This is a genomic window from Acinetobacter sp. HR7, from assembly GCF_000773685.1.
In the GTDB taxonomy this organism is placed as follows: Bacteria; Pseudomonadota; Gammaproteobacteria; order Pseudomonadales; family Moraxellaceae; genus Acinetobacter; species Acinetobacter thermotolerans.
This window is the reverse complement of sequence record NZ_JPQO01000155.1, coordinates 1-19,568: the sequence shown is the minus strand read 5'-3', so window position 1 is coordinate 19,568 and position 19,568 is coordinate 1. Positions and strand designations below refer to the sequence as shown.

Annotated in this window: 14 protein-coding genes; 13 read left to right on the top strand and 1 reads right to left on the bottom strand. The window is 44.8% G+C overall.

All coding sequences use genetic code 11. The features are described 5' to 3' along the window. Nucleotides 1-144: 144 nt before the first annotated feature. Nucleotides 145-2,676 carry a penicillin-binding protein PBP1a gene (ponA, locus tag GW12_RS07230; RefSeq protein WP_034585545.1) on the bottom strand — a complete coding sequence of 844 codons (2,532 nt, stop codon included), beginning with the start codon at nt 2,674-2,676 and terminating at the stop codon, nt 145-147. Nucleotides 2,677-2,842: 166 nt separating this feature from the next. Here ponA and GW12_RS07225 point away from each other — a divergent pair, with 166 nt between their 5' ends. The 13 genes from GW12_RS07225 (at nt 2,843) to GW12_RS07165 (ending at nt 19,388) form a co-directional block, all read left to right on the top strand. Next, nucleotides 2,843-3,901: a pilus assembly protein PilM gene (locus GW12_RS07225; RefSeq protein WP_034585542.1), complete on the top strand. Its 1,059-nt coding sequence runs from the start codon at nt 2,843-2,845 to the stop codon at nt 3,899-3,901. Further along, nucleotides 3,901-4,545 carry a PilN domain-containing protein gene (locus GW12_RS07220; RefSeq protein WP_034585540.1) on the top strand — a complete coding sequence of 215 codons (645 nt, stop codon included), beginning with the start codon at nt 3,901-3,903 and terminating at the stop codon, nt 4,543-4,545. Before GW12_RS07225 ends, GW12_RS07220 begins: the two co-directional genes overlap by 1 nt. After that, nucleotides 4,542-5,261 carry a type 4a pilus biogenesis protein PilO gene (locus GW12_RS07215; protein WP_034585538.1) on the top strand — a complete coding sequence of 240 codons (720 nt, stop codon included), beginning with the start codon at nt 4,542-4,544 and terminating at the stop codon, nt 5,259-5,261. The genes GW12_RS07220 and GW12_RS07215 overlap by 4 nt, the downstream gene beginning before the upstream one ends. Next, nucleotides 5,261-5,788 carry a pilus assembly protein PilP gene (locus GW12_RS07210; RefSeq protein ID WP_034585535.1) on the top strand — a complete coding sequence of 176 codons (528 nt, stop codon included), beginning with the start codon at nt 5,261-5,263 and terminating at the stop codon, nt 5,786-5,788. Before GW12_RS07215 ends, GW12_RS07210 begins: the two co-directional genes overlap by 1 nt. Before the next feature lie 16 nt (nt 5,789-5,804). Then, entirely contained in the window at nt 5,805-7,976 is a 2,172-nt protein-coding gene (gene pilQ / locus GW12_RS07205; protein WP_034585532.1) for a type IV pilus secretin PilQ family protein, read from the top strand. Nucleotides 7,977-8,012: 36 nt separating this feature from the next. Then, nucleotides 8,013-8,549 carry a shikimate kinase AroK gene (gene aroK / locus GW12_RS07200; protein WP_034585528.1) on the top strand — a complete coding sequence of 179 codons (537 nt, stop codon included), beginning with the start codon at nt 8,013-8,015 and terminating at the stop codon, nt 8,547-8,549. A 28-nt stretch (nt 8,550-8,577) separates the two neighbouring features. After that, a complete protein-coding gene (gene aroB / locus GW12_RS07195) occupies nt 8,578-9,657 on the top strand; it encodes a 3-dehydroquinate synthase (protein WP_034585525.1) in 1,080 nt (359 codons plus the stop codon). Between the two features lie 13 nt (nt 9,658-9,670). After that, nucleotides 9,671-10,522, top strand: coding sequence for a hypothetical protein (locus tag GW12_RS07190; protein WP_034585522.1), 852 nt, complete (start codon nt 9,671-9,673; stop codon nt 10,520-10,522). Between the two features lie 469 nt (nt 10,523-10,991). Further along, nucleotides 10,992-15,467 (top strand): glutamate synthase large subunit, encoded by a 4,476-nt coding sequence (gene gltB / locus GW12_RS07185; RefSeq protein WP_171077679.1) that lies wholly within the window; start codon nt 10,992-10,994, stop codon nt 15,465-15,467. Between the two features lie 73 nt (nt 15,468-15,540). Further along, entirely contained in the window at nt 15,541-16,962 is a 1,422-nt protein-coding gene (locus GW12_RS07180) for an FAD-dependent oxidoreductase (protein WP_034585517.1), read from the top strand. Nucleotides 16,963-17,135: 173 nt separating this feature from the next. After that, nucleotides 17,136-17,726: a LemA family protein gene (locus GW12_RS07175; RefSeq protein ID WP_034585515.1), complete on the top strand. Its 591-nt coding sequence runs from the start codon at nt 17,136-17,138 to the stop codon at nt 17,724-17,726. Between the two features lie 34 nt (nt 17,727-17,760). Continuing rightward, entirely contained in the window at nt 17,761-18,834 is a 1,074-nt protein-coding gene (locus GW12_RS07170) for a YgcG family protein (protein WP_034585549.1), read from the top strand. After that, complete coding sequence (locus GW12_RS07165) at nt 18,828-19,388, top strand: TPM domain-containing protein (protein ID WP_034585512.1); 561 nt, start codon at nt 18,828-18,830, stop codon at nt 19,386-19,388. The genes GW12_RS07170 and GW12_RS07165 overlap by 7 nt, the downstream gene beginning before the upstream one ends. The last annotated feature ends 180 nt before the right edge of the window (nt 19,389-19,568 follow it).

Below are 19,568 nucleotides of genomic sequence, written 5' to 3'. Positions count from 1 at the left end.
ATGTTCAAGAGTGGATTCTAAATGTTCAGATAAAGACATAAAAAAAATGAGCGTATTTACATACACTCATTTTTACTACATTTTTCTAATATTTGCTTAACTGACTGGCATTACTCAATTGAGGGCTTTTTTATGGAACCAAGATTACTGAACTTCTTCAATCAGACTATCTAGGGAATCTATTTGCTTGGGTTGCAGCGGTTGTTCCTGACCACGTGCAGGTCTTTCACCTAGTACCTGGATTTCCTGACCTGGTAGATCGGCAAAGTCATTTTCTTCACGTTTAGGAGCTACATGCACTGGACGATAAAGTGGCGTTGCCAGTGGAGGCGTAGCATGATTGTCATGCTGGACTTCCTTGCCATCCTGATTCACGACTTTGGTTCGGTTGAGCGGTCCCTTAGCCTTGCGATCCAGACGTACCCAGGATTCTGGGGTGCCCTTTAGAGCATTGGCCATAAAATCGGTCCAGATTGGCAGGGCAGCAACACCGCCATATTCACGTCGACCTAATGTTGTAGGCTGGTCAAAGCCAACCCAAGCCACAGTTACCAGTTTGCCATTAAAGCCAGCGAACCAGGCGTCTTTGGCATCATTGGTGGTACCGGTTTTACCACCGAGGTCGCCCCGACCAATGCGCAGTGCTGCACGACCGGTACCATGTTGAATCACGTCACGCAGAATATTAGCCATATCAAAAGCCGAGCTGGATTTCAAAATGCGCTGAGCCTGACGGTAATTGCTATGCTCAATGGTAGCTTTAGATTGAGTTGTTTGGTTTTCTATCGTGCGATTATTTAGCTCGATGACTTCATCATCTGGTGTGACAACATTTACAGACTCAATTTCTTCCTCTTCCTGATTAATACAGGAAATACAGGCATATTCAGGTTTAGCTTCAAAGATAATGTTGCCATACGCATCTTCGATTTTGCTAATAAAATGCGGCTGAATGCGGTAACCACCATTAGCAAAGGTTGCATAGCCAGTCGCCATCTGAATTGGCAGTACCTGTGGTGTACCGAGGGCAATAGTGTAGTTACGAGGAATCTGTTTATCTTCCAGACCAAAGTCCATCAATAATTGACGAGTACGTTCAATACCCACAGTTTGTAGCAGACGGACCGACACGGTATTGCGTGACAGGTACAGGGCGCGACGTAAAGGAATCATCCCCAAGTAGCGTCCATCCGAGTTTTTAGGGCTCCATTTCCCAATGGTGATTGGTGCATCGTTGACCATGGTATAAGGCGTCATGCCACGTTCCAGCGCCAGTGCATAGATAAAGGGCTTGATCGTTGAACCCGGCTGACGCCAGCCCTGAATGGCACGGTTAAAAGTAGATTGATAAAAGTTATAGCCACCGACCACAGCTTCAATCGCACCATTATTTGGATTTAATGCAATCAGCTGTCCCTGTACTTTTGGAACCTGAACCAGGGCCCAAGACGTTTTTTGTTCATTAGGACGCAAACGGACAATATCTTTCACTTTGACAATTTGTGAGGCATTACTTGGTGCACCGCCTACGCTATTGGCATTGCGGTATGGTCGTGCCCAGGACATGCCAGACCAAGGTACAGTGACAGTCGTTCCATCCTGCATCAAGGCTTCAAAACTATTGGAATTAACCTTGGTAACCTGAGCAGGGTAGGTATTGGCAAAAGGCTGAAAATTAGTAAGAGGTTGATCATGGGCTTCAGCACCGCGCCAGCCATGACGACGGTCATAGGCTTCCAGACCTTCCTGCACAGCCAGTTCAGCATAGGCCTGACGTTGACTGTTAATAGTGGTATAGACCTTATAGCCGGAATCAATCGCCTGTTCACCAAAATTCTGAATCAGTTCGGTACGAACCATTTCTCCGACATAGGGGAATCTGTTGCGAGTACTGCGATCTGGCATATCCAGATTGATCGGCTCAGCAATCGCCTTTTGATACTGACTCTGATTGATATAACCGAGTTGCAGCATACGACCGAGAATCCAGTTGCGACGTTCAAGCGCACGTTTTGGATTCGCGACCGGATTATATTTTGATGGTGCTTTAGGCAAGCCAGCAATCATCGCCATTTGGGCAACGGAAAGTTGATCCAAGCTCTTGTTGTAGTAAATCTTGGCTGCCGCCGCGATGCCATAAGCATTTTTGCCTAAGAAGATTTTATTGACGTATAAGGTCAGAATTTCTTCTTTGGTCAGGTTTTGTTCGATTTTGCGTGCCAGGAAAATCTCGGTCAGTTTACGCTTTAAGGTGCGTTCTGGGCTGAGGTAATAGTTTTTTGCCACCTGCATGGTAATGGTTGAACCACCGGTCTGTACATCAGATCCGGTCACACTTTCACTCAAGGCACGGCCTAAACCTTTAAAGCTAATGCCACTATGTTCGAAAAAGCTTGAATCTTCCGCGGCTAGGAAGGCATGAATGAATTCTGGTGGAATCTGCTCGTATTCCACCGGTACGGAAAGTTTGCCGCCATATTCTGCGATGAGCTCCTGATCAGAACTAAAAACCTGTAAAGGTTTGAGTAAAGGTGCCTTTTTAAGCGTAGACATTTCAGGCAAAGATGGGGCAATATAGAGGTACATGCCGTAAAAACCCATCGGAATTGAGATCACAATTATGATAATGATCAAAAAAAATGGATGAACTAGGCCTGAACTAGATAGCTTTTTCATAACAAGTAAGTTTTAATAAGAGCTAATGGCAAACTAATGAAGGGTCAGTATATCCTTTAGATATACATAATGTTAGATGAGTTATTGTATCTAGATAAAATTAATAGACCGATTGCATTAGTGGGTATTTTATTTTTGGGGATAAAAAAATAATAGGAATGATATTGTGCGCAGGTTATATCGTAAGCCAAACAAGGGGTTAATAGGTGTTGATATCAGTTCGACATCTGTTAAAGTTTTGGAACTTTCCATGAAAAGCGGACGGTATTGGGTAGAGAGTTATGCTCTAATTCCATTACCAGAAGGCAGTGTTGTTGAAAAAAACATCTTAAATCCAGAAGCAGTCGGCGATGCCCTGGCTCGTGCCATGAACTTGGCCAATACCCAGTCCAATCAGGCAGCCTTTGCGATCCCTACTTCCATGTCGATTACTAAAACGATCGAAATGGATGCAGATATGACGGATGATGAACGTGAAATTCAGATCCGTGAAGATGCCGAACAATACATTCCATTCCCGCTGGATGAAGCAAGCATTGATTTTGAAGTCTTGCCAGATCGTCTGTCTAATCCAAACCGTGTCAATGTACTATTGGTGGCAACCCGCATCGAAAACGTGGAAGCACGTTCAGAGGTGTTGGAAATTGCTGGCGTGACACCGAAGATTGCCGATGTAGAAAGCTTCGCGATTGAAAATGCCTTTCGGGTGTTTTCAGATACATTGCCGATGGGTGTGAATACTGTGGGTATTCTGGACATTGGTCACAGCATGACTACATTGTCAGTGATGCAAAATAACAAGATTATTTATACACGTGAGCAGGTGTTTGGTGGTAAACAGCTGACGCAGGAAATTCAGAACCGTTATGGTCTGTCTTATGAGGAAGCTGGACGTGCCAAGAAAACCCGTGCATTGCCAGATGACTATGATATCGAGGTATTAGAGCCATTCCTGGATGCTGTGGTGCAACAAGCCGCGCGTTCATTACAGTTTTTCTTTTCATCATCTCAGTTTAACGAGATTGATCACATTCTATTGGCAGGGGGGAATGCCAATATTCCAGGCCTGGCAAAACTGTTACAACAAAAACTGGGCTACCGTGTCACGATCGCAAATCCATTTCTACAGATGGGCTTTTCTCCTCAAATCGATATTAAGAAAATTGAAAATGATGCGTCATCACTCATGGTTGCATGCGGTCTGGCATTGAGGAGTTTTGATTAATGGCAAAAATTAACCTATTGCCTTGGCGTGATGAGCTAAGAGTCAAAAGAAATAACGAATTTATCGCATATTGCGTTGGGGCCTTGTTGCTCGGTGTAGCAGCAGCTGGAGGTGGCTGGTTCTATTACGATCAAAAATTACAGGATCAGGAACAGGCGAACCAGTTAATTATCAGTACTAACCAGAATCTGGATGTGCAGCTGAAATCATTAGATGGTTTGCAAGAGCAGCGTGATGCAATTGTAGAACGCATGAAGTTGATTCAAGGCTTACAAACCCAGCGTCCGATTGCGGTGCATCTGATTGATGAAATTGTACGGGTAACGCCAAGTGATATGTATATCACCAAGTTTGTACGTGCCGGTGACAAGTTCACGATTGAAGGAAAGGCTGCAAGTCCAAATACCGTGGCAGAGCTGCTCCGTAATCTGGAAGCCTCTCCTTGGTATCGCAATGCATTTATGAATTCGTTCCTGGCAGCGGAAGAGAAGAAGGACAAAGCACCAAGCTCTCTGATTCCGCGTATTGAAGAGTCTTATGGAACGTTCACAGTAACTGTTGATCTTGACCAGATTGCTCAGCCCGTGCTTTCCGAGCAGCAACCACAGGTAGCTGAGACAACAACACAGGGGGCGACATCATGAGCGAACAATTTGAAGATTTAGGTCAAGAGCCAGTTGTTGCACCGAAAAATAAAATGACGGTGGAGAAGTTTTTCCAGCAGTTTAATACCCTGGATCCAAATAATTATGGTAGCTGGCCGATCGCGGTTAAAATTACCTGCTGGATTTTTATTGTCTTTGTGGTAATGATGCTGGCTTATTTTGGTTTGATCCGCGGTCAAATCGAAGCCATTGCACAAGCGAATGCTCAGGAGCAAAACTTGCTCAATGAGTTCCGTGATAAGGACTCTAAATTGCGTAACTTACAGCAATATCAGCAACAATTGCAGGAAATGGAAGCACGTTTTAACCAGCAACTCGAGCAGTTGCCGAAAGAAACAGAGATTCCTGGGCTGGTTGAAGACATCAACCTAAGTGGTGTCAATGCAGGTTTGAAGTTCAAGAATATCCGCCTTGAACCTGAAGTGAAGCAGGAATTCTTTATTGAGCAACCGATTTCGATTGAAGCAACGGGTGATTATCACTCCTTTGGTTCATTTGTCAGCGGTATTGCAGGTCTGTCACGTATCGTGACATTGCATGACTTTGAAATTACCGGTACAGCAAATAAAGAGAAGAAAACTGATATTCCAGTGATTGATTATGTCGTGAAGGCAAAAACTTATCGCTATGTAGGAAACACAAATACTAATAGTACAGCAGATAATACAGCTGCAAACAGTCAGGGGGCACAGTAATGAAGATGTTAAAAATTGCTTCAGCACTCACTGCCGGATTAATCCTGGCAGGATGTGAGTCACGTATTGACTATGTCAATCAGGAAATGGCAAATATCCGCAATCAGCCAGCTTTACCGATTGAACCTGCACCGGATTTTGTCCCTGCAGAAACCTTCAATTATGCGGCGCATCAGCTGAAAAGTCCTTTCTTGCCAAGTTCTCTGGCAGCAGAGCTAAAAGTGATGGCAGGCAAGCGCGTTTATCCAAACTTATCCAGACAGTTACAACCGTTGGAAAGCTATCCACTTGAAACTTTGACGATGAAGGGGAGTCTCAAAAATCAGGCTGGACAGATTTTGGCATTAATTCATACACCTGATGGGGAAGTTGAACGGATTCAACGTGGTAGCTATATGGGGTTAAATCATGGACGGGTAGTCAATATTACCCCAACCCAGATTGATTTGGTTGAGATTATTCCAGATGGACGTGATGGTTACGTAGAACGCCCTCGCAGTTTGGTTCTGGTGGGACCAACACCATAAGTGAAAGGGAATAACAATGAATAAAAGTTTTAAAGAATTTATTTTTGGGGATGGTAATACAATGAATCATGTGTTTCGTCAGTTTTCTATGGGGGCAGTTGCGATTGCAGTGATGCAGGCAGCAAGTGCACAAATCGCAATCACTAATGTGGTGCCAATGCAGGTTCCTGGGCAAGGAACCGAAATTCGTGTGATGTTTAATGGTTTGCCGCCTCAGCCACAAGCTTATCAGCTGGAATCTCCGTCACGTTTGATTCTGGATTTTGAACAGGCTCAGCAAAATTTAAAACAAAATAATATTGCTGTGGCAACAAAAGAAGCGAGTTCTGTAGATGTGACTTCAGATGCACAGCGTGCACGTTTAACCGTGAATCTGGCTGATGCGGGTGCATTTACCACACGTGTAGAAGGCAATACCTTTATTTTAAAGATTAATTCTAATAGCCCAATGGCTACTACTCAACTAGTAGTTCAACAGGTTGCTCAAGGGATTACCAATATTGGTTTCCAGCGTGGTGCTAAAGGTGAAGGACAAGTCGTCATTGATCTGGCGAGTGGAAATACACCGGTTGATGTACAGCAACAAGGTACTAAGATTGTGGTTCGAGCTTTGGGGAGCAAGATCCCAGTGCATTTAACCCGTCGTTTGAATGTGAATGATTTTGCCACACCGGTTTCTACTGTAGATGCAGTCAACCAAAATGGTTCAGGTGTGATTACCATTCAGACTTCAGATAGCTATGAATATATGGCGTATCAAACTGATAACAAGCTAACAATCAGTTTGAAACGTCCAGAAGAGAAAAATCCACTACGCCCTAAAGCAGCACATCATTATACGGGCAAGAAAATTTCTCTAGATTTCCAAGATATTGAAGTTCGCCGCGTATTGCAGCTGTTAGCGGACTTTACTGATATCAATATGGTCGCTGCGGATAGTGTGCAAGGTAATATTACTTTACGTCTTAAAGAAGTACCTTGGGATCAAGCGCTAGATATCGTTTTAAAGACCAAAAATCTGGATAAACGCCGTAATGGAAATGTGATCTGGATTGCTCCTGTTACAGAACTAGCGAAAGCTGAAGAAGAAGAAGCGAAAGCATTAGCACAAAGTGCTAAACTTGCCCCAATTCAAACTGAATATATGCAGCTTAGTTATGCTAAGGCAGCGGATATTGAAAAGTTAATTACACAAAATAAATCCGCGCAAAATTCTACTAGTTCTTCAAGTAATACCTCATCTAATGAAGAAAAAGAAAGTCTATTAAGTTATCGTGGTTCTGTATCTATAGATGCTCGTACTAACACTTTAATTGTGAATGATACCCAGCCATTTATCGATAAAATTCGTAATATGGTGGATTTACTAGATGTGCAGGTGAAGCAGGTCATGGTGGAAGCACGTATTGTCCGTGCATCTACAGAATTTACCAAAGAGATTGGGGTGAAATGGGGGGTTTTATCTCAGGGTATTACCAATAATAATCACCTTCTGGTGGGTGGAAGTGATACCACCCTTTGGGATCTGCGCGAACCTGAATTGGATGATGAAACAGGTCGCTGGAAATATGAAATTCAACGTCCAGATAACCTTAATGTTGATTTAGGTGTAGCTAATGCTGCAGGTAAAATTGCATTTGGTTTGATTAGTCTCTCGGACTTTATGCTTGATCTTGAACTTTCTGCACTACAAGCAGATGGCTATGGTGAGGTGATTTCTACTCCGAAAGTACTGACTGCAGACAAGCAGAAAGCGACTGTTGAATCAGGTTTTGAAGTGCCATATCAGTCTACTGAAGGGAGTGGTGCGAGTGCTACAGCTACAACTGAATTTAAGGATGTAGTACTTAAGCTTGATGTGACTCCAAGTATTACGCCTGATGGAAAAGTGCAAATGGATCTGGATATTTCCAGTGACAGTATCGCTGGGGTAACACCAATGGGTGAATACTATCTCAATAAAAACCGCCTGAACACGAATGTCCTGGTTGAAAATGGTGAAACCGTCGTTCTTGGTGGTATTTTTGAGCAGGAGACGCTTAACAGTCAGACCAAGGTTCCTTTCTTAGGGGATATTCCATATTTAGGCCGCTTGTTCCGTAAGGATGCTAAATCTGATAATAAACGTGAGCTCCTGATTTTTGTTACCCCTCGAATTGTTAATGACAGTGTTTCAAGAAATCATTAATATATTTTGAAATTAACAAAATGAATAGGTGACTCCTTGCCAAGCAAAGAGTTTGAATCCCTGCCAAATATCTATTTGGTGGGGCCGATGGGGGCGGGAAAGACAACTGTAGGACGACATTTAGCAGAATTGTTAGGACGAGAATTTCTTGACAGTGATCATGAAATTGAGCGGAAAACAGGTGCAACGATTCCGTGGATCTTTGAAAAAGAAGGTGAAGCGGGTTTTCGTAGTCGTGAAACGGTTGTTATTGATGAGTTAACTTCACGACCACAACTGGTACTGGCCACGGGTGGTGGTGCGGTGACTCAGGCGCCCAATCGTGAATATCTTAAAAACCGCGGTATTGTGGTTTATCTCTACACTCCAGTTGAAATTCAGCTTCAGCGAACCTATCGCGACAAAAACCGTCCCTTGTTACAAGTCGAAAATCCTGAACAGAAACTCAGAGATCTACTTGCAGTACGGGATCCGTTATACCGGGAAGTCGCACATTACATCATTGAGACCAATCAGGGAGCTGCACGAGATCTGGCGCAGCGTATTTTGAATCTCATCCTTCCGAAAAAATAAGTTCAGTTGAATAAGTGGTTATCCCATTATGCAAACCTTACACGTCGAACTCGGTGAACGTCGTTACCCCATTTTTATTGGCAGTGATTTAAATCCTCACGAGCTACTGAAGCCTTATATTCATGGTAAGCAGGTGATGATTGTCAGCAATGATACGGTAGCGCCACTGTATCTGGCACACTATAAGGCAGCACTGGAAAATCTGGGTAAAACCGTAGCAACCTGTATTTTGCCGGATGGCGAGAAATACAAGAATATCGAGCACCTGAACCTGATTTTTGATGCGCTGCTTGAAGCAGGTTTTAACCGCGACTGTACGGTGCTGGCACTTGGGGGTGGTGTAATTGGTGATATGGCAGGCTTTGCTTCTGCCTGTTTCCAGCGTGGCGTTTACTTTATCCAGGTACCAACCACATTACTGTCTCAAGTGGATTCTAGTGTCGGCGGTAAAACCGGGATTAACCATTCACTGGGTAAAAATATGATTGGTGCTTTCCAGCAGCCGCAAGTAGTGCTGGCAGATATGTCACAGCTCTCTACTTTGCCGGATCGCGAACTTTCTGCTGGTCTTGCAGAAGTCATCAAATATGCACTGCTTGGCGATGAAGAATTTCTGGTCTGGCTGGAAGCCAATATGGATGGCTTGATTGCCCGTGATGAACAGCTGTTGGCGGAAGCGGTTTACCGTTCCTGTGCACATAAGGCACGTATTGTGGCGAATGATGAGAAAGAGAAAGGTGAGCGTGCGCTGCTCAACCTTGGTCATACTTTTGGCCATGCGATTGAATCTTATCTTGGTTATGGTGAGTGGCTACATGGTGAGGCAGTGGCGACGGGTATGGTGATGGCTGCGGATCTGTCGCACCGCATGGGCTGGATTTCTGCAGCTGATGTTGAGCGTACAAAAAAAATCATTTCTCGTGCCAAACTTCCGATCGTTTGTCCTAAAATTCCACTGGATGATTTTCTGGGTTATATGGCCCACGATAAAAAAGTCCTGAATGGTCAATTGCGTCTGGTTTTATTAAAGAAATTAGGCGAGGCCATTATCACACGTGACTTTGATGTAGAATTGATGAAACAGGCCATTCTGGCTAATCAGGCATAGGTAAATACGGTATATGACAGCTCTTCGCACGCCATGGCAAAAGGTTCAGCATTATTTCTGGCTGGTCAGTGCGATAGGCTGTCTGTTTTTTGCGCTCGTTTTTTGGGCATTTACGGATTCAGAAGAAGTCACTCAAGTCGAGAAAAAACCGGAAACCGAAGTTGAGTTGATGATCCAGCCTGAAAAAGTGGCATCAATGACCCAACTTGGTGCATTAATCGACGAAGTGCATCCACTGGACATGACCACACGCACCATTGTGAATGCAAATCATGAAGCAGAGTTTCGTGGCACCAAATTTGTCAATGAAATGAAGAACCAGTATGTGATTGAGCTGTTTCGTGTTTATGATGAAGTTATTCTGAAAAACTTTTTAAGAAAGCAGGTTGATCGCAATCAGTTTACTTACCTGCGCCTCTCTGGAGATAACTTACCTGAGCAATATGTGTTGCTATATGGCTTATATAAATCAGCGAATGAAGCACAGCAGGCACTGGCAGAACTGAATATGGGGCTACCGAAATCAGTTAAACCAGTGGTTGCTCAAATCCAAAGTTATCAACCTTATGTCAATAACTTGGGCTCGGATGAGCTGACTTCTAATCAGAAGCTGTACGCAGTGCAACTGAAAAATGTACCGCTGCCAAAAGTTGAAGAAAGTGTTGCACCACGACCACAGGTGCAGAATCAAGCCTCTTCTTCAAATACGCAAAGTACTACGAGTACTACGATTACCCGTCGTGATGCTTCGGGAAATGTGGTGGATGTAGAACGCTCGGAAAGCCAAGTGCCTTCTGCTCCACATGCACCGTCGAATGGTCGTCAGCATAGTGAAGAACAGGAGATAAGTGATCCATTTAATTAAGAAAAATAACAGACAAATATAGACGGACTAAAATGGCGCAACCAAAATTATAAAACCTGATAAATGTGCGCTTTTGGTGCAAAAAATACGCAATAAAAATGATCAGTTTTGTTGTTTAAAATTGGTAAATATTTGTCATTAGTATCATTTTTATTTCTATGCATCAAATTGGCATGATAATTGCTTTATTGGTGCATGAATTGAATTGATCTCCCTGTTTTGGCGCGAAAATGATTCGATGATTATGCGAATGTGTCACATTTAGTTGTTGTTTTTATGTGATTTCCGAGTATCTCAAACTCTATTTTTCATGCATATAAATCTGAAAAGGTTTATCTTCAAAGGTGTGAAGAAAAGTTTTGCTCTGCCGTTAGAAATTCCTCGAAAGTAAATCGGACGCCATCGCAAGAAGGATTTAGATTGTTAAACAGCCCGCCAGGGCTTTGTGAAAGAAGGGTACGCTATGCACATGCCATCGCCTAATAATGTAGCTCCCGCTCAAGGTTTATACCAACCGGATGAGTTCAAAGATAACTGTGGTTTCGGTTTGATTGCCCACATGCAGGGTGATGCAAGCCATGATCTCGTCAAGACCGCAATTCATAGTTTAAGTTGTATGACCCACCGTGGTGGTATTGCCGCAGACGGTAAGACCGGTGATGGTTGTGGTCTGCTTTTGGCGATGCCAAAAGAATTCTTCCGTGAAGAAGCAAAACGTTTAAGTGACATTACCTTAAGCGAAATTTTTGCTGTTGGTACTGTATTCCTGAACCTTGATCCAGCCCTTGCTGCGCATGCGAAACAGGTATTAACCAAGGAAATTGAAGAAGAAGGCTGCCGCGTAATTGCATGGCGTGTGGTCCCAACCAATAATGATGCGTTGGGTGAGATTGCAATGCAGTCTCTGCCTGCTTTCGAACAGGTCATCGTAAACTGCCCAATCGGTGTGACCGAAGTTGAATTCAACCGTAAGTTATTCCTGGCACGCCGTCGTGCTGAGCAGCAACTGACCAATGATCCATACTTCTATGTGACTACACTGTGCTCAACTGTGATCAGCTATAAAGGTTTGATGATGCCAGCTGCGATTGCTGACTTCTATACTGACCTGGCTGATGAGCGTCTGGCATCACATATTGTGGTCTTCCACCAACGTTTCTCAACGAATACGCTGCCACGCTGGCCACTGGCTCAGCCGTTCCGTTATCTGGCGCACAATGGTGAAATCAACACCATTACTGCAAACCGTAACTGGGCAATGGCACGTACGCCTAAATTTGAAAACCCATTACTGCCAGGTTTGACTGAGCTGAATCCAATCGTAAACCGTACTGGTTCGGACTCATCTAGTCTGGATAACATGCTGGAAATCCTGGTGGGCGGTGGTATGGATCTGTTCCGTGCGCTGCGTATGCTGGTTCCACCTGCTTGGCAGAACGTTGAAACTTTAGATGCTGACTTACGTGCATTTTATGAGTTCAACTCGAAACACATGGAAGCATGGGATGGTCCTGCAGGCCTAGTCATCCAGGATGGTCGTCATGCGATCTGTATGCTAGACCGTAACGGTCTGCGCCCAGCGCGTTGGGTCATCACCAAAAATGGTTACATCACTCTGGCATCTGAAATCGGTGTATGGGGTTATGAACCTGAAGACGTGGTGTCTAAAGGCCGTGTAGGCCCAGGTCAAATCCTGGTTGTGGATACCCAGACTGGTAAGGTACTCGATACTCAGGATGTGAATAATCACCTGAAACGTATGCGTCCATACCGTGAATGGTTACGTGAAAATTCTGTACGTATCCAAGGTAGTCCTGAACTGGAAGAATACCTATGTGAACAAGGCTTGAAAGGTGACAGCCTGAAAGCAGCACAGAAAATGTTCATGGTAACGTTTGAAGAGCGTGACCAGTTATTACGTCCGATCGCAGAAAGCGGTCAGGAAGCTGTGGGCTCGATGGGTGATGATACGCCAATGGCGGTATTGTCTCGCCAGGTACGTCATGTATCGGATTACTTCCGTCAGCAGTTTGCTCAGGTCACTAACCCGCCAATCGATCCACTGCGTGAATCGATTGTGATGTCACTGGAAACTTGCCTGGGTCGTGAACAGAACGTCTTTGAGCAAAGCCCGGAACATGCGGACCGTCTGATCATTTCTAGTCCGGTATTGTCTAACTCGAAAATGCATCAGATCCGTACGATCGGTCGTAAAGGTTACGAAATTGCCGACATCGATCTGAACTACCCAGAAGCTGAAGGTCTGGAAGCGGCTATTACCCGTATCTGTGAAGAAGCGGCTCAGGCGATCCGTGACGGCAAAACTTTACTGCTGTTATCTGACAAGAAAATCCGTGAAGGTTACCTGCCAGCTAATGCTCTGATGGTGACTGGTGCGGTACACCATTACCTGATCAATACAGGCCTACGTTCTGACGCGAACCTGATTGTGGAAACCGGTATTGCCCGTGATCCACATCAATTTGCTGTACTTCTTGGCTTTGGTGCGACTGCGATCTATCCATACTTGGCTTACGATGTAATCAATGATCTGGTTGCTAAAGGTGAATTGCTGGGTGATCCAGTCTATGCACAAAACAACTTCCGTAAAGGTATTGAAAAAGGTCTGCTGAAAGTCCTGTCTAAGATGGGTATTTCAACGGTTGCGTCTTATCGTGGCGGTCAGTTGTTCGAAGCTGTTGGTCTGTCTGATGAAGTTGTGGAGAAATGCTTCACTGGCGTCCCAAGCCGTATTAAAGGTGCAACCTTCCAAGACCTTGAAAATGACCTGAAAAAACTGGCAGATACCGCGTGGAAATCACGTAAGCCAATCGATCAGGGCGGTATGCTGAAATTCGTCTTTGGCAAGGAATACCATGCCTTTAACCCGGACGTAATCAATGCACTGCACAAAGCAGTTCGTTCTGGTGACTATAAAGACTTTAAAGAATATGCTGAGCTGGTGAATAACCGTCCGATCGCTACGATCCGAGACTTATTCAAGCTGAAAACAGACAATTCGATTCCATTGGAACAAGTGGAATCTGTGGAAGAGATCCTACCTCGCTTTGACTCTGCGGGTATGTCTTTGGGTGCATTGTCTCCTGAAGCACACGAAGCGATTGCGATTGCCATGAATACCATTGGCGGTCGTTCAAACTCAGGTGAGGGTGGTGAAGATCCAGCGCGTTACGGCACTATCCGTAACTCGAAAATCAAACAAATTGCATCTGGCCGTTTTGGTGTCACTCCTGCGTACTTAACATCAGCAGAAGTGCTGCAAATTAAAGTGGCTCAAGGTGCAAAACCAGGTGAAGGTGGTCAGTTGCCGGGTGGTAAAGTAAACGGACTGATTGCGCGTTTACGTTACTCTGTACCGGGCGTTACCCTCATTTCGCCACCGCCGCATCACGATATCTATTCAATCGAAGATTTATCACAGTTGATCTTTGACTTGAAACAAGTTAACCCACAGGCGATGGTGTCAGTTAAGCTTGTTTCTGAACCAGGTGTTGGTACTATTGCAGCGGGTGTTGCGAAAGCCTATGCCGATTTCATTACCATTTCTGGTTATGACGGCGGTACAGCGGCTTCTCCACTTTCCTCTATTCACCATGCGGGTTCTCCATGGGAGCTAGGTCTTTCAGAAGCGCATCAAGCACTTCGTGTCAACGACCTGCGTGGCAAAGTACGCGTACAGACAGACGGTGGTTTGAAAACCGGTCTGGATGTCGTAAAAGCAGCGATTTTGGGTGCTGAAAGCTTCGGCTTCGGTTCGACTCCAATGATTGCATTAGGTTGTAAATACCTGCGTATCTGTCACCTGAACAACTGTGCAACCGGTGTCGCTACTCAGCAGGATCACTTGCGTCAGGAACACTACATTGGTGAACCGCAAATGCTGATCAATTTCTTCACTTTCATTGCTGAAGAAACTCGTGAATGGTTGGCAGCGCTGGGTGTATCTAGCCTGAAAGATCTGATCGGTCGTACTGACCTGCTGGAAATCCTGCCAGGTGAAACTGACAAGCATGCTCACCTTGACCTGAGCAAACTGCTGGAATCGCATCCAGCTGCGGAAGGTAAAGCGCAGTACTGTGAAGTTCAGGGCAATGCACCGTTCGACAAAGGTATTCTGGCTGAGAAAATGGTGGCTGACATGCTTCCAGCGATTGAAGCAGGTACTGGCGGTGAATACAGCTATACCATCGGTAACTGCGACCGTTCGATCGGTGCGCGTATCTCAGGTGAGATTGCGAAACGCTATGGCAACCTGAGTATGGAATCACATCCTGTTAAGGTGAACCTGGTCGGTACTGCTGGTCAGTCACTGGGTGTGTGGAATGCGGGTGGTCTGCACATCAGCCTTGAAGGTGATGCGAATGACTACGTGGGTAAAGGTATGGCAGGTGGCCGTATTTCGATCTTCCCACCAAAGGGTTCGCCATTCCAGACTCAAAATACTGCGATTATTGGTAACACCTGTCTGTATGGTGCCACTGGCGGTAAACTGTTTGCTGCAGGTACTGCAGGTGAACGTTTCGCAGTTCGTAACTCGGGTGCCTTTGCAGTCATTGAAGGTGCAGGCGACCACTGCTGTGAATATATGACTGGCGGTATCGTGACTGTACTTGGTAAAGTAGGTCACAACTTCGGTGCAGGTATGACTGGCGGTTTTGCTTATGTGCTTGATCTGGACAATGACTTCGTTGACCATTACAACCACGAGTTGATTGAGCTGAACCGTATTTCAACTGAATCGATGGAAGAGCATAAAGAGTTCCTGGGTCGCATCCTGGATGAACATATTAAAGAAACCGGTAGTGCTTGGGCGTACAAGATCCGCCATGAGTTTGACTACTACAGCCGTAAGTTCTGGTTGGTAAAACCAAAAGCTGCCAACCTGCAAACGCTGTTGAAGACTACTCAAGCTGATCCACAATAATTCCACTACCTGCAGATAGATAGGCAGATGCAAGGCAACTGTGAGCTCCTTGCATCTACCCACGGAGAGAGACATGGCAGAACGCCTAAGTAATGACTTTCAGTTCCTGGATGTACCACGCCAAGATCCAGAGAAAAAAGATATCGATGTCCGCAAAGCAGAATTTGTGGAAATCTATAAACCCTTTACAGCTGAAGTTGCAGCAAACCAGACCCATCGTTGTTTAGGTTGTGGTAACCCATATTGTGAATGGAAATGTCCGGTACACAACTACATTCCAAACTGGTTAAAACTGGTTGCAGAAGGCCGTATTTTCCAGGCAGCAGAACTGTGTCACCAGACCAATACTTTGCCAGAAGTCTGTGGTCGTGTATGTCCGCAAGACCGTCTGTGTGAAGGTGCTTGTACCCTGAATGATGGTTTTGGTGCAGTCACCATTGGTAATGCTGAAAAATACATCAATGACACCGCTTTTGCTTTGGGCTGGCGTCCAGATATGTCCAGCGTGAAATGGACCGACAAGAAAGTGGCAATCATTGGTGCTGGTCCTGCAGGTCTAGGCTGTGCCGATATTCTGGTCCGTAATGGTGTAAAACCGGTTGTATTTGACAAGCGTCCAGAAATTGGTGGTTTGCTGACTTTTGGTATTCCAGAATTCAAAATGGAAAAAGACGTAATGAAACGCCGTCGTGAAATCTTCACTGGCATGGGCGTGGAATTCCGTCTGAATACTGAAATCGGTACAGATGTCACCATTGACCAGTTACTCGCTGATTACGATGCTGTCTTTATGGGTATGGGTACTTATACCTACATGAAAGGTGGCTTCGCAGGTGAAGACCTGGATGGTGTTTACGATGCTTTAGACTTCCTGATTGCCAACGTGAACCGTTGCCAGGGCTGGGAAAAAGATCCATCTGAATACATCAGTGTTGAAGGAAAAAAAGTGATCGTTCTGGGCGGTGGTGATACTGCGATGGACTGTAACCGTACCTCGATCCGTCAAGGTGCCGAATCCGTGATCTGTGCTTACCGTCGTGACGAAGAGAATATGCCGGGTTCACGTCGTGAGGTAAAAAATGCGCGTGAAGAAGGTGTGGAATTCAAGTTCAACCGTCAGCCAATCGAGATCGTGGGTGAGAATGGCAAAGTCACTGGTGTGAAGTTTGTGACTACACAACTCGGAGAACCAGACAGTCGTGGCCGTCGTAGCCCAGAGCCGATTCCTGGTTCTGAGGAAATTATCCCTGCAGATGCTGTGTTGCTGGCATTTGGTTTCCGTACCAGCCCAGCCGACTGGTTCTCCGATGTCAGCATTAACCTGGATGGTTCAGGCCGTGTGGTTGCACCAGAACAGCAGGAATACAAATTCCAGACTTCGAATCCGAAAATCTTTGCTGGTGGTGACATGGTTCGTGGTTCTGACCTGGTGGTGACTGCAATCTGGGAAGGCCGTCAGGCTGCTGAAGGTATCCTGGATTATCTGGATGTTTAATCCCATCTAGATCGGTCTTTAAAAACCCGCCTAGTGCGGGTTTTTTTATTTCCAGGATATTAAATAGGAAAAATACGAAATTCATAGATTTATAAAAAATAACACAATGCTTGAAAATTATGTTTAAAATCAAATTAATTAGATAAATATGATAAAAGATTTGAGGAACAATGATGAAGGCTTTACAAAAATCACTCACTGTTTTGATACTTGCCGGAACCTTAACTTTATCTGGCTGTGGTTATAACACTTTACAGGTCAAGGATGAAGCGGTGACTGCTGCATGGTCAGAAGTGCAGAACCAGTACCAGCGCCGTGCCGATCTTGTGCCGAACCTAGTTAATGTAGTGAAAGGTTATGCAGCACATGAAGAACAGGTACTGACTGAAGTGACCCAGGCTCGTGCTAATGTGGCTGGTTTAAAAGTCGATAAAGAAGTCTTGGAAAATCCTGAATTGTTCCGTCAGTATCAAGAAGCGCAGGCACAGATGACCAGTGCCTTATCACGTTTATTGGCGGTGACTGAAAACTATCCAGACTTAAAAGCCAATGAACAGTTCCGTGATTTACAGGTACAGCTGGAAGGAACGGAAAACCGAATTGCAGTAGCCAGAAACCGTTATATCACTACAGTTCAGGACTTTAACTCATATGCACGTCAGTTCCCGCAAGTGATGACCGCGAAAGTGATTGGCATGGATCCTAAACCGAACTTTAGTGCGGATCAAAATGCGCAGTCCGCACCGAAAGTGTCTTTTGACTAAAACTGCTGATTGTCTGGTTTAGGTGAAGTCTATGATGTTCAAGATGCTATTGAAGTTCTTTCTCGCGATCCTGCTGATGTCAGGTATGGCGCAGACTTCAATAGTCATGGCAGAAACAGCAACGGCAACGGATTCAGAAACCGAAGAAGTTATTGTTGCCCGTGAAATTTTACAACGACAAAATCAGACGGGTGCAACTCAAAAGCAGCCTGATCAGCAGGAATCAAATCAGGCAACCCAGCCGCAAATTGCCAATGACATGGCTGAAGGGTTTCAACGTGATTTACCCAGTTTAAATGAACCTGTGATTGATCAGGCTAATCTGCTTAGCCCTGCTGAAAAACAGCAAATCAGACAGCGGATCCTGAAACTTTATAATGAAGGTAAAGGTCAGATTGGAGTGGTTATCGTACCCACCACCGGACAGGAAGGAATTTTTGATTATTCCATGCGGGTTGCAGAAGCTTGGCAACTCGGTTCGGCTAAACAGGACAATGGCTTGCTGATGACCATTGCAGTGAATGACCGCCGTATTCAGATTTTGACTGGTTATGGCTTAGAAGGCGTACTGCCGGATATTGTAGTTGGGCGAATTATTAATGACCGAATCACGCCGTACTTTAAGCAAGGCCAATATGCCCAGGGGATTGATGCCGGACTGGCAGAAATAGAACGAATACTAAGCCTAGATCCAGAAATCGCTGCTCAAGCTGCAGATGAACTTAAAGAACGTCATGAGCAGGCATATAAAGCCCAGCAGGCATCGCAAGCCACTTTGAGTGCTGTGATCTTTATTATTATTGCGGGTGTGGTTGGCTCCATGATTTTTGGTCGAAAGCTCAGTGCAGCAACTGCTGCAGTGGCTGGAGCAGCGGCCGGGCTGGTCAATGGATTAGGATTGTTTGCCAGCCTATTGATTGGTGCAGGGGTATTTTTTGTTTTGATTACTTCACTGGCACAACTAATTCTACATGCTTTTGCCTCTGGTGCTGGGCGTAGGGGGGGCGGACGTGGTGGATTTGGTGGTGGTGGCTTCGGTGGAGGTGGTGGTGGCTTCGGCGGAGGCGGTGGTGGTTTTGGCGGGGGAGGAGCATCAGGCTCATGGTAACAATAACTGATTCGACAGAAATTGTCACACAACCGAAATTACAGGAACAGGTACAGCCAAGTTTTAAACGCTGGATAAAGCATTTATTTTATCTACAAGCAACCAAGCGCTTTTTTACCAAACAGGATGAATATGCGATTGCTCTCGCTGTGGAAGAAGCTGAGCATGGGCATGTCGGTGAAATTCAGGTGGTCATTGAAGGTTGTATTCCTGCTAAACAAGCTTATTTCCAGGATACCTGTGCACGTGCACGACAGCTATTTGCTGAACTTGGAGTTTGGGATACGGAATATAATAGTGGTGTACTGTTGTATTTAAATCTTTGTGAACATAAAGTTGAAATTGTGATTGATCGGGGAATTAAGCAGGCAACAACTCAGGACGTTTGGGACCAGATTTGCCAAAATATCATTCAGCAATTAAAACAACATAAATTTAGACAAGGGGTGATCGAGGGGGTGAAACAGATTGGGTTGATTTTAGATCAATATTATGATCGGAAGATGGTGGATTTAAAGAATGAATTAGAGAATAAACCGATTGTATTGGGCTAATCTATGTCACCTAACTGACAATTTTTGTCAATTACTTACACAAAAGTAAACATAAAAATCACAAATTGAAAAATATTTTCTCAAACTACTGTTTTTTATCTTGAAAATATTATAATAAACGCCAATCTCAACTTTTTAAGTCATTGAAATAAAAAGGACATAACCTCATTTTAAATCCGT

Bases quoted from the DNA above. Each gene is read 5' to 3' on its own strand.
- ponA (WP_034585545.1), bottom strand. From the start codon at position 2,676: ATGAAAAAGCTATCTAGTTCAGGCCTAGTTCATCCATTTTTTTTGATC.
- GW12_RS07220 (WP_034585540.1), top strand. From the start codon at position 3,901: ATGGCAAAAATTAACCTATTGCCTTGGCGTGATGAGCTAAGAGTCAAA.
- GW12_RS07215 (WP_034585538.1), top strand. From the start codon at position 4,542: ATGAGCGAACAATTTGAAGATTTAGGTCAAGAGCCAGTTGTTGCACCG.
- GW12_RS07210 (WP_034585535.1), top strand. From the start codon at position 5,261: ATGAAGATGTTAAAAATTGCTTCAGCACTCACTGCCGGATTAATCCTG.
- pilQ (WP_034585532.1), top strand. From the start codon at position 5,805: ATGAATAAAAGTTTTAAAGAATTTATTTTTGGGGATGGTAATACAATG.
- aroB (WP_034585525.1), top strand. From the start codon at position 8,578: ATGCAAACCTTACACGTCGAACTCGGTGAACGTCGTTACCCCATTTTT.
- GW12_RS07190 (WP_034585522.1), top strand. From the start codon at position 9,671: ATGACAGCTCTTCGCACGCCATGGCAAAAGGTTCAGCATTATTTCTGG.
- gltB (WP_171077679.1), top strand. From the start codon at position 10,992: ATGCCATCGCCTAATAATGTAGCTCCCGCTCAAGGTTTATACCAACCG.
- GW12_RS07180 (WP_034585517.1), top strand. From the start codon at position 15,541: ATGGCAGAACGCCTAAGTAATGACTTTCAGTTCCTGGATGTACCACGC.
- GW12_RS07175 (WP_034585515.1), top strand. From the start codon at position 17,136: ATGAAGGCTTTACAAAAATCACTCACTGTTTTGATACTTGCCGGAACC.
- GW12_RS07170 (WP_034585549.1), top strand. From the start codon at position 17,761: ATGTTCAAGATGCTATTGAAGTTCTTTCTCGCGATCCTGCTGATGTCA.
- GW12_RS07165 (WP_034585512.1), top strand. From the start codon at position 18,828: ATGGTAACAATAACTGATTCGACAGAAATTGTCACACAACCGAAATTA.